The organism is Cesiribacter sp. SM1 (genome assembly GCF_020178975.1).
Taxonomy (GTDB): domain Bacteria; phylum Bacteroidota; class Bacteroidia; order Cytophagales; family Cyclobacteriaceae; genus Cesiribacter.
Map to the genome: position 1 here is coordinate 1 of NZ_JAHXBU010000039.1, position 17,533 is coordinate 17,533.

At 49.2% G+C, this 17,533-nt stretch carries 7 protein-coding genes; 3 read left to right on the plus strand and 4 right to left on the minus strand.

Features of this window, described 5'->3' with window-relative positions; genetic code table 11:
- Positions 1–395 (plus strand): transposase (locus KWJ01_RS04630; RefSeq protein ID WP_224995255.1); only part of this gene is annotated, 395 nt, incomplete at its 5' end.
- A 396-nt stretch (positions 396–791) separates the two neighbouring features.
- On the opposite strand, the gene KWJ01_RS04635 is transcribed toward KWJ01_RS04630, so the two are convergent.
- The 4 genes from KWJ01_RS04635 to KWJ01_RS04650 all read right to left on the minus strand — a co-directional run bounded on the left by KWJ01_RS04635 (position 792) and on the right by KWJ01_RS04650 (position 15,117).
- Positions 792–8,156 carry an MBG domain-containing protein gene (locus tag KWJ01_RS04635; protein WP_224995256.1) on the minus strand — a complete coding sequence of 2,455 codons (7,365 nt, stop codon included), beginning with the start codon at positions 8,154–8,156 and terminating at the stop codon, positions 792–794.
- A 604-nt stretch (positions 8,157–8,760) separates the two neighbouring features.
- Positions 8,761–10,452: a gamma-glutamyltransferase gene (gene ggt / locus KWJ01_RS04640; RefSeq protein WP_224995257.1), complete on the minus strand. Its 1,692-nt coding sequence runs from the start codon at positions 10,450–10,452 to the stop codon at positions 8,761–8,763.
- A gap of 259 nt (positions 10,453–10,711) precedes the next feature.
- Positions 10,712–14,047, minus strand: coding sequence for a UTP--glucose-1-phosphate uridylyltransferase (locus KWJ01_RS04645; protein ID WP_224995258.1), 3,336 nt, complete (start codon positions 14,045–14,047; stop codon positions 10,712–10,714).
- A 119-nt stretch (positions 14,048–14,166) separates the two neighbouring features.
- Positions 14,167–15,117, minus strand: a complete 951-nt coding sequence (locus tag KWJ01_RS04650; RefSeq protein ID WP_224995259.1) for a UTP--glucose-1-phosphate uridylyltransferase — start codon at positions 15,115–15,117, stop codon at positions 14,167–14,169.
- Positions 15,118–15,488: 371 nt separating this feature from the next.
- Here KWJ01_RS04650 and KWJ01_RS04655 point away from each other — a divergent pair, with 371 nt between their 5' ends.
- Together KWJ01_RS04655 and KWJ01_RS04660 are read left to right on the plus strand one after the other, a co-directional pair.
- A complete protein-coding gene (locus tag KWJ01_RS04655; protein WP_224995260.1) occupies positions 15,489–16,073 on the plus strand; it encodes a TetR/AcrR family transcriptional regulator in 585 nt (194 codons plus the stop codon).
- A gap of 119 nt (positions 16,074–16,192) precedes the next feature.
- Positions 16,193–17,530, plus strand: a complete 1,338-nt coding sequence (locus tag KWJ01_RS04660; RefSeq protein ID WP_224995261.1) for a TolC family protein — start codon at positions 16,193–16,195, stop codon at positions 17,528–17,530.
- Positions 17,531–17,533 lie beyond the last annotated feature (3 nt).

Genomic DNA, 17,533 nt, shown 5'->3' on the forward strand with positions numbered 1-17,533 from the left:
AGCCTTTAGCAGGAGATCATTTCTTTGTCACTGCCCCCCAGGTAAACACTCTTTACTTCGAGTATATGCTTCAGGAGTTCAGCCAGCATGAGCCAGAGGTATTCAAGATCATCTTCTTAGACAAAGCAGGCTACCACAGAGCAAAAGAGCTAAAGGTGCCAGAGAACATCCGTCTTGTCTACTTACCTTCTTCTAACCCAGAACTGAATCCGGTGGAAAGGCTCTGGGGTGACATGAAATACAAAGTAGCTTTTCACAACTTCAAAGATGAACAAGACCTGGAAGAATGGATCAAAACCACTGCTAATAGTTATCAAAAGCAGCACATAGCGTCTCTTACCGGATTCCCCTATATCAAGCATGCTGTCAAAAAAGCTTTAGCTGCTATTGAATGAGCTTCATACTAATTGGTATAACATGAAAAACAATACTGCTATTGCTTGAGGATAAGCTCAAGCTTAGAAAAGATCTGTTGTTGAATCAGTCAATGATAGCTTAACATCTGTCTTTGATCGGAACACAACCGTCACAAAAGTGCAGTCAATGCCATGGCTCATATGCTTGCAGCTTTAACTGCTTATTGTTTCTATGACAGCAAACCTTCTTTTTTTACCTGTAAATCAGCGCTTAATGACTAAAAACAAGCTTTTACTCGCTGCATAATCCATAATTCACGTTAGTTTAAGCTACCAATAGATTTAAAAAGAATCCAGTTTTTCTTATGACACAACAAAAAGGCCCGGAATTACTAACCGGGCCTTTGAAGATAGCTTTCAAGGTAATCAATTTTCTTACAGCTTTTGAAGCTTAAGGGTAACTGCTGCTTTACCCTGCTGCTGTATTCTGATAAAATACAAGCCTGCTGGTTGCTCCTCAAGATTTACCTGATAGCTGTCCGCTGCCATGGCTTGTCTGATGATACGTCCAGTGAGATCCATGACTGTAATCTGGGCACTGGCACCTCTCTCCAGTTCAAGCATAGTGCTGTTTGTAGTTGGGTTTGGATACAGCAGGATGTTATGTGCTTCCGGGTCAGAAATACCCGTCACAGCACTGATGATAAGCATTGCACTGGTCTCTCCTGTATAGTTATCATCCACAATTACGGCCCTTACGGCATATTCTCCGACCGCGGCGGGGACTGTAACAACACCGTTATAACTAACGCTTATATCCAAACCAGCCGGGTTGGTAGATACTGACACAGGTCTCTGCTCTCCATTAAACTCCTGATTTAGTCCGGAGATGGTTACCGTGGCTGCCGCTTTATTGATGGTTAATTCCATTTCTGCAGACGCTGCAGCATAATACTCATCAGCTGCTACACTGGCTCTTAACCTTACCTTTCCTGACTTCAATACTGATACGACACTATTACCTGTTCCTGAAAGCGTTACATCACCCGGATAAGCTGCAGTCAGCTCTTCCGCAACCTGGTAGGTGATGGATCCTACAGTACTGCTGCTGGCATTCAGTGTAAAGTTTTCGGTGCTGTATGTTCTGTTTTCATTGTGGAAGCTAAGCTGTGGTGTTGCTTTGGTAGCCACAATACTAACAGAAACTGCGGGTCCTTCACCACAGGCACTGATGGCTTTTACCGTAATGTTGCCACTGGCGGAACCACTGGTAGCCTTCAGGCTGATCTGTGGCGTATTCTGTCCTGACACTATCTCAAAGCCCCCAGGAACTGTCCAGATATAGCCTGAAGCAGCGGGGATCTCATTGATAGCAAAACTGGCAATGGAGTTGTATGCGATGCTGCTGGTCCAGTTACCGGAAGCTACAGGAGTCAGCACATTCACTACGTTTACCGTAGCAGTAGCCGTTGAGCTGTTGCCAGAGGCATCTGTTACAGTTAGCGTAACAGGGTTAGCACCTATGTTCTGGCAGCTAAAGCTGGTTTTATCCAGGCGCATAGAAGCAATGCGGCAGTTATCGGCAGAGCCATTATTTACCGCTTCGGGTGTAAGCATGGCAAGACCAAAGACATCAAGGGCTAGCGTGATGTTTTTGGCGATGGCTACCGGGGCTACTTTTTCTTCTACGGTTACAGTGCCTGTTGCCGTGCTACTGTTGCCAGCGGCATCGGTCACCCTTAGGGTAACTACATTTGCTCCAACATCTGCACAACTAAAGCTGGTTTTATCCAGGCTATACAGTAGCGAAGCTGCCGGGGTACAGTTATCAGCCGATCCGCCGTTTAGCTGGGCTGCAGTAAGAGTGGTAAACTCGGCGGGGCCAAGAACAAGTACTATATTCTTTGCTACGGCTATAGGTGCCAGCTGGTCGGCAATGGTCACGCTTACATCCTGCGTCGTAACATTACCACTGGCATCGGTTGCCAGCAACTTTACTGTTGTGTCGCCCACATCGGCACAGCCAAAGCTGGTCTTGCTCAGGCTGACATTAACCGCTCCGCATTGGTCAGTCACTGATTCAACAGCATCTGCCTCTGTTAAAGTGGCTGTACCATTCGCATTCAGGAGCAAGGTCACCTTCTTTACACTGATTGCAGGTGCGATTTTATCCTCTACGGTAACAGTAGCCAAAGCGGTGGAGGTATTGCCGGCTTCATCGGTAACGGTGAGGGTAACAGTATTGGCTCCCAGGTCTGTACAGCCGAAGTTTGTGCGACTTAGAGAGAATACAAGACTGCCTGCTGCGGTTGTATTGTCACTGCTTCCATTTTCAATATCGGCCACTTTTAGCACAGCCATTCCCGAAGACTGCAGCCCGAGAGTGTAGTTCTTGGTTCTGGCTACAGGACTGGTAACGTCTTTAAGACGGATGCTGAAAGACTGTGGCTGGCTTGCATTGCCCTTCATGTCTGATGCAGTAAAGCTAAAGCTATCAAACCCCTGAACGTTGCTGGTGCTTACATAGCGAACCTCTCCCCTGATCAGCTGTTGCTGTGTAAAACTGGTGATGGCAGCACCTGCATTGCTAAGCAGCTCCAGTCGGCCGTAGGCAGGCGATTTGGTAATGCTGTACGATACATCCGGGCTGCACTGATCTGCGTAGGTAAGTATGTTTGCAGTAAGCAGGCTGCTATCCAACTGGTCAAGCTCCATGCCCCTATTGGAAACTGCCGTAGGAGCCAGTTCATCGACCACATATACGTATGTAAAACCTATGGATTTATTGCCTGCCTCATCTTCAACAGTAAAAGTAACTCTATTTGTTGGCGCAAACGCTTTGACGGTAGTTCTGTATTGTTTGACCGCCTCACTAAATGCTACATAAATCACTCCATCTTCGGAAATAGCCAGTTGGGCATTATCGGCATAATCATTCGAAACGTTCTCTCCACCAACCGTTTGCCAGCTGCTGCCATCCCATTGCTGCAGCTTTACCGCATAATTACTGGCGGCATCAGTATAGGCCACATAGATCACACCATCAGCAGAAAATGCAAGGTTAGGCGTAAAGGCAGCACCTTGAGAAACATTTTCACCGCCTACGGATTGCCAGCTGCTGCCGTTCCATCGCTTCACTTTCAGCTTAGTCCCATAAGCTTCATCCGTATAGGCCACATAAGGCACACCAGCGGGGGAAATTGCCAGGTTTATACCTTCTGCTGCACCATCGGAAAGGTTTTCTCCTCCAAGTGTTTGCCAGCTGCTGCCACTCCATTTTACCACTGTGGCCACACTGTTCCTTTCGGGATTGCTATAGATTATGTACGGCGTACCATCAGGAGCCACTTTCATGATATATGAGGAGACATATCCCGTAGGGATACCCTCCTGACCTAAAGACTGCCAACTGCTGCCATTCCATTTCTGCACCATCATAACTTCTCCATTGACCGACCAGGTAATAAAGGAGACGAACATGATACCATCTGCCGAAAACGTAAGGCCATGTCCAAAGCTACCTTCATCCGGTATGCCTTCTCCTCCAAAAAACTCCCAGTTGCTCCCATTCCATTGCAGCACCTTCAGCATAGATGCCTGTTCGTCCCGATACACAATATAAGGAGTACCATCAGGAGAAAGTGCTAGATGATGGATATTGGTCCACCCGACAGGAACACCGGCTCCTCCCAGTAATTCCCAGCTACTCCCGTTCCACTTCACTAACTTAGTAGTACCATCCAAATCATTGTAATAAAGATAGGGAGTGCCGTCCGGTGCAATACTCATGCCCTGATTAGTCGCATACGACTGAGAAACACCGGCTGGGCCCAGCCTCTTCCAGGTGTTGGTCACCTCGAGGTCAGCACAGTTAAAACTGGTTTTACTCAGGCTGTATTTCAGATTAGCGGTGCTGCTGTAGTTATCGCTGCTGCCATCATTTACGTCATCCGGACTAAGTGTGGCTGTACCACTGGCATCCAGCACAACTTCAACTGCCTGCATAAACCGGGCAGCTGGCGCTACACCCTCTACTACCATTACTTGGGCCGTGCCGCTGTTGATGTTGCCATACATATCTTCCACCCAAAGGGTAACTGTATGCTGTTGCCCCAAATCGGCCACGGTGTAGCTTGTTTTTCCCTCCAGGCTGTAGCGCAGGCCGTCCCCCAAATAGTAGCAGTTATCGTACGTACCAATATCGAGCATTTCAGGTGTCAGTGTTGCTTCTCCCCTGGCATTCAGGCGTACGACTACATCCTTTACCGCTACCACAGGTGCTTTGGTATCTCTAATGTAAACTAAGGTACTGGCAGTGGCTTTATTTCCAGCCTCATCCTCTACGGTAACTGTAATACGGTTGCTCTGGTAAACTTTTTGTACAGAAGCTCTGTAGTCAGAACTCCAGCCTGGAACAGCAATGTGCGGAATTCCATCCGGGGCTATTGCTAAACTTTGCGTGTATAGCTGTCCGCTATAAAGAGGACTCCCGCCACCAACTATCTGCCAGCCGCTACCGTTCCATTTTTGAATAAGAGCAGCAGATGCCAAGTGAGGTGTACCATCCGGAGACACGGCCAGGCTATGCCCCCACCCTCCTTCCAGAACTCCATCTCCCAGCATATTCCAGCTGCTACTATTCCATTTCACCACGGTAACATTGCCGTTTGTGTCCTCGAAAGAGAGGTAAAGGGTGCCATTTGAGGCAATAGCCAGGGCTGCATTTGACGACTCATGAGAGGAAGCTCCCGCTCCGCTTATAACTGCCCAACTGCTGCCATTCCATTTTAGTACCGATACTCTATTTCCATTGTTGTAATCTACAAATGCTAAATAAGGTATGCCATCAGGGGCCACCGCCAGAGACCTTAAGCCAAGGTTACCGGCATACGGGCTCATGTTACCCACCGCTACCCAATTGCTACCATTCCAACTCTTTACACTTATGCTACCATTATTATCTGATTGGGCTATATAGGGTGTGCCATCAGGTGCAAATGCTAAGCTGGTTATACTGCCTGAGCCTGCGTTATTTATTAAATATTGCCAGCTGCTGCCATTCCATCTGGCCACACCCCACTCAGCCGCATAATGAAGCGTACCATCAGGGGAAAATACAATGCTATGATTGTAACCTGATAACTCTGATCCTCCCAGGGGTTCCCAGCTGCTACCATTCCATTTCGCTATGGATGGCACATAATTATTCACCTCATCCAGATAAGCCAGGTAAGGAGTTCCTTCAGGAGAGATAGCCAAACTCAGGTTATGGGTATAACCTCCACTTGGAACACCTTCTTCGCCCACTTCTTGCCATCGTTCATATACATACGAATTGTAACATTCAAATCTTGACTGGCTGAGGGTTATGCGAAGGTTATTGCTGCCGGTTACATTATCTGTGCTACCATTATCAACCTGTTCAGGCCTTAACATTACCATTCCATCATCATCTAAATCCAGGGTGATGCTGGGCACTACCCTGGCTCCAGGAGCAATCTGGTCATAATCTAATGCCGTAGCACCTGTAACTTTTCTGATCCTGTGGTTAGAGGCATCGGCGATAAATATGTTATCCGATGCATCTGCCTCCACGCCAAAAGGAAGGTTTAGTAGGGCCTTAGTGGCAGTGCCACCATCGCCGCCAAAACCCTTTTCTCCTGTACCTGCCACGGTTGTAATCCTTCCGGAGACAGCTACCTTTCTGATTCTGTTATTGTAAGTGTCGGCCACGTAAAGAATCCCTGAAGCATTTACCGTCACTCCGCATGGCTCATTAAGTCTTGCATGTACTGCAGCACCACTATCGCCACCATAGCCCTTTTCTCCCGTACCAGCTACAGTTGTGATAGTACCTGCAGTACTGATCTTCCGGATCCGGTTGTTTAAACGGTCTGCCAGATAAATGTTGCCCGATGCATCGATGGCAATGTTATATGGATGATTTAACTGGGCATTTACAGCAGCCCCTCCATCGCCACTAAAACCTGCCATACCTGTACCGGCAATGGTAGTGATTGTTTCGTTAGTGGCTACTTTTCTGATTCTATGGTTAAGCCGATCCGCAATATATATGTTGCCGGCTGCATCGGCAGCTACACCGTAAGGCTGGTTTAAATGAGCCTGAACAGCAGCCACGCCGTCACCGCCAAATCCTGCTACCCCCGTACCCGCTATAGTGGTAATGGTACCTGCAGTATTGATTTTTCTGATCCGGTGATTTGAACGATCGGCAATGTAAATATTGCCCGCTCCATCGATCGTTACATCTACCGGGTAATTCAATTGTGCTCTGATAGCTGCACCACCGTCGCCGCTAAAGCCCGCTACTCCCGTACCTGCAATGGTAGTAATGGTACCATTAGGGCTAATTTTTCTAATCCTGTGGTTGGCAAAATCTGCCACATACATATTACCGTAAACATCTTTTGCAAGACTACCCGGATTGTACATCTGGGCGGTGATTGCCGGCCCATTATCTCCGCTGTACCCTCTGGCACTACTTCCGGCTACAGTAGTAATGATTCCGTCAGTATGTATCTTACGGATTCTGTCATTTTGAAAATCTGCTACATAGATACTACCAGCCGCATCAACTGAAACACTAGCTGTATAGCCAACGGTAGCATTTGTAGCCAGTCCGCCATCGCCACTAAAACCTGCTACGCCAGTACCGGCAATGGTGGTAATGATGCCGGCTTTATTTAACTTCCTTATCCTGTAGTTACTTCTGTCACTTATATAAAGGTTGCCTGCAGCATCTGTTGCAAGGTCATCAGCATAGTTTAGCTGTGCCTTGGTAGCGGCACCCCCATCGCCGCTAAAGCCTGCTACGCCAGTACCGGCAATGGTAGTAATGGTACCGTTGGTGCTTATTTTTCTGATACGGTGATTCCCATAATCTGCTACATAAAGGTTTCCTGTAGCATCCAATGCCAGGCCACCGGGATAGTAGAATTCCGCCTCTAGCGCAGCACCACCATCTCCAGAAAAACCAATATCTCCTGTGCCGGCAATGGTAGTAATCCTGCCACTGGTATCTACTTTCCTGATTCGGTGGTTGCCTTCATCAGAGACATATAGGTTACCAGATCCATCCACTGCTATGCTGTAGGGGGTATTTAACTGTGCATCAACAGCGGCACCGCCATCACCACTAAAACCGGCCACTCCCTTGCCCGCAACTGTAGTGATTGTCCCATCGGTGCTTAGCTTCCGGATACGGTGGTTGCGATATTCAGCAATGTACAGGTTACCGGTACCATCAAGTGTAAGACTGATTGGTCCATTTAACATGGCATCGCTCCCCCGACCTCCGTCTCCGGAATAACCTGCTTCACCTGTACCTGCTATGGTGGTGATCTTACCGGCCACGTCGACCTTCCTGATCCTGTGGTTGTAATAATCTGCAATGTACAGGTTACCAGAAGCATCAGTTGCAATCCCATAGGGATTATATAATTGCGCATTCACGGCTGCACCTCCATCGCCTCCAGTACCACTATATCCCATAACCCCTGTACCAGCAATGGTGGTGATTGTTTGTGCCCATGACTCCTGGATTAAGGGCAACAACAGGCATAGCAAGATTAATAAGCTATGCTTGTGCAGATTATGTGCGTGCTGTTTTGGTAATCTTTCAGCTAATTCTCCCGAGCTAATAGTCTCAGTGGGCAGAGAAGAATCTACATTCACAAGACTTATACCCTTTGTCTGGTAACTAGCATTTACCAAAGCAGCATGAGCAAGTATATTGCCTGCATCTGCCTCATCAAATTGTTTGCTGTAAATATGTTTCATAGAAGAGAAAATTCAGATACATATAGATAATCCTTCCAATTGACCGATCATCTGTTAATAGTGCTGAATAGTTATTCTGAGCGAACAACTATTCAGGAAGTTCACTTAATATCGATTAAATGTATCTGTATTTTTCTTCATATTAGGAGGTAGAGATAAGTCTAAGATGCTGCTAAGGTCGTAGATAATGTAATATATGGTGTTTAACCTTTAACCATATCTATGTATTGTTTAGCTGCTAGCAACAATTCCTCCGCTTAAGCACAATAATCTCCTTCTACTAGGATAATACACATTAGCATCAACTTAGCAGTCAGATAATTGGCCATCTTGATACTATTCCCCCTTAAAGGAAAGGCTCCTTCCCAAAACCTGCAGTTTCAGCCGCATGGTTTTATTACAACGTCAGTTTTTGTTACTTATTCACGCAACTTTGCGTAATAAAGGTGTACAGTTCTGGTAGGTACATGAGGAGTAGACCCCGGGGAAAATTCAGAGACCTATCAAGGCTGAATATGGCACTGAAAAAAATTATCATTAATTTACTTGAACAAGAATACGGAGCACTTGGATGGATATTGTTTTCAAGACTCCCGTACATAAGCTAAAAACCAGCCGAAGCATCGTCGCCACGGGGGTCGGCACCGCCCTCCAGCCTGCCATCAGGCAGCACCAGGATGCCTGCAGCCCTGCCAATGCCCCCGCCTGTTTTAGGCGCAATTTTATGCCCCCTAAACCAAAGTTTGGCGCCTGTGCCCGGGCCCAGTGCCCCCCATTCCGAGAGTACCCAGTCGGGCTGCCACTGGTGGTGAAACCTGCCGGCATTTACCGCACCCTGCATGGGCAGGTTATGGGCTATTACATTGGTGATGATCTGGTAAACGGTGGTGATAATGGTTGAACCGCCCATGCTGCCCACTACCATATAGAGCTTTCCCTCCTTTTCCAGGATGGTGGGGGTCATGGAGCTAAGCATACGCTTGCCTGGCTGTATGGCATTGGCTTCGCCACCAATCACCCTGTAGCTGTTAGGGTACCCTGGTTTTACACTGAAGTCGTCCATTTCGTTATTCAGCAAAAAGCCAGAACCCGCTACAAATACCTTTGAGCCAAAGCTGCTGTTTAGGGTAGTGGTAACAGAAACGGCATTGCCCATGGGGTCAACAATGGAGTAATGGGTGGTATTCGGACTTTCGTAAGCCACTGGCTCACCGGCAGAAACCTCATCGCTGTCGCTGGCCCAGTCCAGGTCAATATTTGCCATGCGCTGCATAATGTAGGCACTGTCCAGCAAGCCTTCTACAGGTACCTCCCAAAAATCAGGATCGCCCAGGTGTTCCGCACGGTCGGCATACACCCGCCGCTCGGCCTCTACCATAAAGTGGGCAGTTTGTGCCGTGTTCCAGCCCCACTCCCCCAGCGGAAACTGGCTTGATATTGTGAGCAACTGCACCAGCGCAATGCCCCCACTGGAAGGCGGCGGCATGGAGATCACTTTATAGGCACCAATGTTGGCTGTAATAGGGTCGCGCCAGACTGATTTATACTGCTGCAGGTCTTCCTTGCTGATGATCCCCCCACCTCTTTCCATCTCGGCCACTATGTTATTGGCGGTGGGGCCCTCATAAAAGCCAGCCCGCCCTTGGTCGCGGATCAGGCGCAGGGCATAGGCAAGGTCCTGCAGGCGAAGAGTATCTCCTTCGCTCCAGTGGTCTTTCAAAATAAAATTGGGTTTGAAGGTATTGTACCGGATGAAATCATTCCGCTCCTCGTTCAGCTTTACTGCTTCTTTTTCCGTGAGGGGAAATCCCCTGGCAGCCAGCTCTACCGCCGGCTGTACCAGTTCTGCCCAGGGCATGCTGCCGTACTTTTCGTGTGCCCGCACCATGCCATCTACCGTACCGGGAACGCCCGCAGCGAGGTGCCCTTTCAGGCTTAAGCCTTCAATGACCTCTCCTGCCTCATTCAGGTACATATCTTTATGTGCAGCTAATGGAGCCTTTTCCCGATAGTCGAGGGCGTCGATGCTGCCATCCTGCTGCCGCAGCACTAAAAAACCGCCGCCCCCGATATTCCCGGCATCGGGGTAAACCACCGCCAGGGCAAACTGCACGGCAATGGCTGCATCTACTGCATTGCCTCCGCGCTTTAAAATATCTGCACCAACTGCCGATGCAAGCGGGTGGGCCGATACAACCATGGCATTTTCCGTAACCAGGCCTACTTCATCAATATCCCCGCCACTACAGCCTACAATAGAAAAAAATATAAACAGGATCAGTATACTTCTACTCATCAATAACTCTTATCTTCTTTAAAAAAACAGGTCTCAACTACCATACTCCTAACTCGTGATCCGCCACTAAGGTTGAGCCTCTTTGTTCTTTGGTTGGTGTATGTGTGTAGACTGGAATTGATTCACACACGCCTATGCCCTTATCCTTCAATAACTTTTTAGAAATGCTGAAGATAAAATGTATCTGTTAGTACACATAGTACACAAAACAAAAACCCCGATGCAGTGCACCGGGGCTACTTAAGTTCAAAAGTCACAACTAATCAAATCTGGAGAGCGAAGCAACATAATCCTTGCTGCCGTCGGTTACCCAGGCATCGAGCTGGGCAGGGTCTTTCATTTGCTGCCCGCGCTGCCGGGGTACAGCTATGTAGCCTGTTTTTACATCCGGCAGGGCCGACATGTCACTCCAGAGCTTTTCTATCTGGGCTACCGGGTAAATATCTTCCTGCCCGTGTCCCCAGCGGTACTTTACCTCTTTAATGGTTACATAGCTTGGTATGCGATGTGCTACACTTCTTACGGCCTTGGCAAGTCTGGCTTCATCGCCCTGCTGCAGTTCCCGGCGTGTTAAGCCAAAGAGTTTCAGCAGCGGATCTATCTGTATCCAGGTAGTCATGGAGTTGTAATAGCTCAATTTCAGCTCATCTTCTTCCCTGGGCTGTGCCAGGCCTTCCAGCAGGCGCATTTGTCCGTTTACACGGGCAAGCCCCCCTCCCCTGTCCTCAAACCGGCGCGGCACAACCTCAAAGGTCAGCACATTGCCCGATTCCAGGTGGTACCCCAGGGCAGCCGGGTCTACATCGGCACCAAGGGTATCGATGTTGTGCAGCATGATGGTATCCAGCTGCGGGTGCTTCTCCAGCAGCCTGGCCAGGGTACCGTTGCGCAGCAGATTCGATACCTCGTACCAGTGCCCCAGCGGCGAAAAGCGTTGCCCGGCAATGTTATCAACATAATCGGTGCCTTCTCCTTTGCCCTTTGCCCAGCCAATCAGGCTGCGGCGGCCGGCTTCGCGCACTTTCTGCTTGTTCTCGTCCAGCATCTCCTGGGGCATTTCCTCCCACATAAAGCGCAGGTCGCGCTCCATGGGCACAAAGCGCTGACCAATGGAGCGGCCGGGTGAGAGCAGCACATCGCCTCCATAGCCAAAGTTGCCGGTTTGCTCCAGCGTACGCCTGATGGGCTCATGGGTAAGGTAGCTGGTGGCTACCAGGTGCGGAATATTGGCACCGTAGGCCTGGGCTACCTTGTGTGTCTTCGACATGTGGATCTCCAGGAAGCTGCGGTGCACGCCATCGATCTCCACAAATGGATTCAGGGCCTTGATCACGCCTGCTCCTTTGGTCCAGCGGCTGCCAACACCTGCTGCCAGGCTTAGCACAGCTACTTTACCAGCTTTGATGGCTGCTTCGCCTGTGCCAACACTAGCTTCCAGCTCAGGGAGCTGGGCAATGTCCTGCGGACCTACATCTTCTATGGTAGTGGCGGCTGCAAGCCTGTTGCGCGATAAGCCAATACGGCCCTTCTGCAGCTGCTCCCTTATTTCTTCGTGCTGAATATAATCGAAGCCATTCTCGCGCTTGATCTTTTCTGCTTTTTCGTCTTCGGCACTGCGGTTGCCCTGTGTAGAGGGGTCTGAAACTTTAAACAGGTTGCTGACAATGGTGCGCAGCAACGGGTAGGCCAGGTTATTCTTTTCGCAATAAGTGGTAAAGAAATCAATCTCTGCCCTGCGGATATAGGAGATGGAAGAAGGCTCCTGCCGCACCAGCTCCGATACGTGAATGGCATAATACTGCTCCGGCATCAGGGCCTCGTTGCCCTCATGCAGCGTTGCCCAGCTGCCCTTGTTGTTGATGCTCCAGTTGTACACCACCGGCTCCATGGCAAAAGGCAGGGAGGCAGAAAGCTCCTGCTTGGTGTTTCGCAAAATATCCAGCACCTCTGCCTTACGCTCCTGGTATCTGTCAGGGTTTACGAACATACCCATGCCCCCGCCCGACATACCGCCCAGCATCAGGAATCCATAGTAATCATCACCAAATGCCTTTTTAGCCTTTTTAATGATTTGTTCGGTAAAATGGGTAGAGGCCCATGGAATAATGGTTTTGATAGGATAGCCCCAGTTCAGGGCAGTATTCGCTGCCAGCTTTTTGATATCACCTTCCCGGATAGAAGCAAGGATGTTATCAAAGATCTGGTTGGTCTGCTGGCGTGCCGCCCATTCCTTTTCGCCCCTTAGCAGGTATTTTTCGGTTACCATTTCCAGGATAGGGCCTACATTAGAGGCCATGCCGCCGTGCATCAGCACCAGCGAGTTCATAAGTTTTTCGGCCATCTCGGGATGCACCTCATCACCCTGCAGTACCCGGTGGCGCGGCAGGAGTGTACCCCGGCTGATGCCCCATTCCGGATCGCCCTCCTGTGCCATGGTGCCCTGTATGGCTTTGATGCCAGGCCATACACCGCCAGAGTCCTGCCAGCCGCCACCGGAGCCGCCAATCCACTCACCCAGGATAGCCCGCGAAGCGACCAGCCGCCTTTCGCTTTCCTGCAGCCCGTCTACCAGGCTGCTGGTTTGCCCCGTAGCCCGCATCAGCAGGCTTATGATTGAGCCTAACAGGTTAGTGGAAACTGCAAAGCGGGAGCCTTTGGGTATATCGTTTACCTTGGTAACCAGCTCCAGGCCCATGCCCGGCGCTACAATACGGCTAAGAATGTCGGGCAGCGACTGGTTGGTACCCTCAAAAGAAGGGGGTATAAGACCAGAGGCAATAACACCCGCCTTTACCAGGCTAAGGTAGTCGTTACCAAAGTTGAACAGGTCCGACAGGTCGTGAATATCTTTGGTGGTGTTCAGGTCGATGCTCGTTAGCCGCAGCACCGGCTCCGGTATTACACGCACATAGCTGTGCAGGGGCGGACGTATATCTTTATCGCGACCGTATACCCCCAGGTCTATCGACACATTGATTACCCTTGCACCTTCGGGATAATCCATGCCCAGGAAAAAAATATCGGACCAGCCGCTGTGGGTAAGGTCCATGCGCACAGAGGTATGCTCGTGCAGCAGCGGGTAAAAGAGTGAATCTTCCTGGCGCTGCAGCAGCCTTGGGTGAATGCGTATAGGATGTTCCTCCTGGTGGCCTACCCGGAACATCCACTGGTTGCCCTTGCTGGAGCGCACACTCTTCCGCACCTGGTCGGCCAGGATCTGGAAAGAGAGGTGGTGGTAACTTTCTGCCAGGGCACTAAAAAGGGTGGCATTGGGTCCCTTTGTATCAAGCTCTTTCAGGAAGGTGGCAATGGCATGCTCAAAGCGGCGTGCCAGCAGGTCTTCAAAACCTGCATAAGATATTTTTCCGGTGGCAGGTATTTCAGGGGCTTCCATCAGGAAAAAGCGAAAGCCTGCATACAGAAAAAGAATGGCCCGCACCTTATCGTAAAGGCTGGGTGTGGCTTTCCTGAAATTATCCAACTCCCGCAGCTGGTTCAATAGCTCCTTTGCCGAAAGCTGCCTGCTTATTTCAAAAAAAGACCTGTTGCGCGTGGCTGTATCGGCAGAGGTAATGGTTTCTATAAATGGATTCATGCTAGCGTTTCTTTGGAATTAGAACTATAACAGGCGCTCATCAGCAATACTTAGTTGTAGTAAGTCTTCTGCAAGCACTGCTTCCGTTCTGTTACTCAATACCTAATACTCAACACCGATCATTTCCTGTTGCGTCCGTTGGCTTCGGCTAGTAGTTCTACCATGGTGGTGAGGGTCTCATCGTGGGCCTCGCCGGCAAGTCCCAAGGCAATTTGTGCCTGCAGCAGGCCATGGCGTTTGCTAAGGTCGTAGCGGCTGCCTTTCACCTCCAGGGCCAGGTATTTATCTGTTTTGGCCAGCTCCTGCAGCGCAGGGGTAAGCAGTACATTGGTGCTGCCTGCTGAAATATCTTGCTGGAGCAGCTCAAAAACTGCCGGCGTGAGTACGTGCATACCAAAAAAGCAGAGATAATACCCTACCCGCAGGCCCGGGGTTTGCAGCTCCAGTTCGGCCAGGCTCAGGGAAGGTTTTTCAATCAGCTTTTCGATCTGGTAAATGCCTGATGTTCCCGGCAGCTGCTTACCGGTAAGGGTACCATAACGGGTAATCTGGTGCTCAGGGGTAGGGTTTACTGCCGATACGGAGCAGTTCTCCTGCTGGGCAAGGTCTATAAGCTGGGCAGCACAGCGCCTGTCGCGCAAATCGGAAACATAGAGGTAATCTCCCAGCAGCAGCAGAAAAGGCTCTTCCCCTACAAAATCTTTTGCACAATGTACTGCATGACCATAACCCAGCGGCTCCTGTTGCTCAGCAAACTGCAGGCGGTTTAGCAGCTGATCTATTTTTTCTGCTTCTTTCCTGGCCCAGTCTACACTTTTAAAAGACTTCACCAGGTTGTCGCGCAGCGAGTGAAAGGCACTGATGTAGCGATCTCCGTCGCCGGGCGCGCACACCACACAAATTTCTTCAATACCACTTGCAAAGGCCTCTTCGGCAATAATCTGGATAACCGGCTTGTGCAGGCCATCTATGTCTATGGCAGGCAGCATAGCTTTTTGTACCGTATCAGCAACCGGGTATAAGCGTTCCCCACGGGCTGCGGCCGTAATCACTGCTTTTCTAATTTTCATGTTCTATGTTATGAGTGCTTCTTCTACAGGCTAAAAAAATGAAAGATGCTGTACATCTCTCCTTCGGGGAAAGAAACAGCACAGACAGGCTGAAAACCAAAAATAGTAAACCTGGCAGGATTAAAAATATTTTAAGCGAATCATTTCACTTGAACGGGAGCCTGCATTGATGGGATGCCAGGGCTGTAAAAATATTTTATTAGGGCAAATCAGGCGAAGCAACTGCCCAAGCCTTTCCCCACCAATCACTTGTAAATGCCACACATATAATACAATGATATAGGTCAGATAAAAAAAAGAATTACTGTTTGCCGCAAGACTAAAAGCTACTACATTTGCAGACCGAACGAGCGTCCGGTACAATTAGAGAAATGACAGACAATTTTACAGAAAAGAAGATAGCAATTCTGGAAACAACCCTGGAATTGATTAAGGAGAATGGTTTTCATGGCACCCCCATCAGCATGGTAGTGAAGAAGTCCGGGGTAGCTGCGGGCACTATTTACCACCACTTTGAAAACAAAGACAGGCTGATCTGTGAGCTGTTTTCGTATGTAACAGAAAAAATGCTGGCGGCCGCGAAAGAAGGAGATGACGAAGCTGCACCCTACGAAGAGCGCTTTCTGAATCTCTGGAAGAACCTTTATAACTTTCACACCAAGAACCCTAACGTACCCTTATTTTTTGATCAGTACATAAACTCACCTTATTTCGAGAAAAAGCCAAAAGAAGAAATAAACTGCTTCCACCGGTATATTTTTAGTTTTATCCGGGAAGGCATCAACCAGGGACACCTGAAACCGGTTAACCCGGAAATTTTAGGTGTTTTACTAAGCACCACAGCCATTACCAGTTTTAAAATTCAATCGCACGGAAAGATTAAGGCAGGAGCCACTGAACTGGAGCAGATCATCCAGATTATCTGGGATGGCGTTGCCAGAGAAAAAACATCCTAGCAATTTATTATAAGTCTATAGCACCCACACAAAGCCCTCTGCACCAGTCATACATCTTCTGGCAGAAGGGCGAATATTCATAAAAAGTCTATACAACCTAAAGCACTACCCTATACTTCATGATGAAAAAGAAAAATGCCATCTGGCTGTTGGTGCTGGCGTACCTCTTGTACCCATCACTTTTAATGGCCCAGCAAACCGGGGGCGGCGCTTCCGGCGGCGGTAATTTTACCCTGGAAGAATGCATTGCCTACGCCTTTGAAAACCAGCCTGCCCTTAGGCAATCGGAAATCGACGAAGCCATTGGCGAGCGGGAGATCAATGCAGCCCTTTCTGCTTGGCTACCACAGGTAGCTTTGGGCTTTGGCTATACCTATAACATTCAGCGACAGGTAGCCGCTTTCGGTGATCAGCCGATTCAGATTGGCACCAAAAATAATTCGAATGTGCAGCTCCAGGCTTCGCAGGTGATCTACAACAATGATTTGCTGCTTGCCAGCAGGGGCGCCCGCTTTACCAGGCGCAGCCTGGATCAAACCACCACCTTTACCAAAATAAATACAGTGGTTGAGGTGAGCAAGGCCTTTTACGACCTGCTGCTCACCCAGGAACAGCTGAAGATCCTGGACGAAAATATTGCTCGCCTGGAGAAACAGTACCGCGATGCACTCAGCCAGTACGAAAGCGGTATTGTAGATAAAACCGACTATCAGCGGGCTAGCATTACCCTGGCCAACACTCGCAGCGACCGCAAAAGAACGCAGGAGGCCATCAAAGCACAGTTTGCATATTTAAAGCAGCTCATGGGGTATCCGCCCAACCAGGAGCTGCATATTGTGCACGACTACGAAAGCATGCAGGCCCGCATTCAGGCCGACACCCTTCAGCCTGTAGTTCTGGAAAACAGGATTGAGTACCAGCTCCTACAGACTCAGCAGCAGTTGCTTGGCCTCAACACCAGCTACTACCGCTGGGGATTCCTGCCAACGCTTTCTGCTAACTACAACAATAGCAGGCTGTTTCTGAATGATCAGTTCAGCCAGCTTTACAATACCGCCTACCCTACTTCAGCGGTTGGTTTGCAGCTTAGCATTCCTATTTTTCAGGGCACCCGCAGAATACAGAACCTAAGGCGGGCACAGTTGCTGGAACAACGCCTGCAGCAGGACCTGATAGAAACGCAGAATGCCATTAATACAGAATACCAGCGTGCGCTTGCCAACTACAAAAGTGATTATAACGAGTGGCTTACCCTGCAGCAGAATGTAGAAATAGCCGAAGAGGTCTACGACATTATTAAGCTGCAGTACGACGAAGGCATCAAAACCTACCTGGAGCTGATCATAGCCGAAACAGACCTGCGTTCGGCCCAGCTGAATTATTATAACGCCCTGTACCAGGTGCTGGCCAGCAAGCTGGATCTGCAAAGGGCCCTTGGAGAAATAAGAGTCAACTAATGA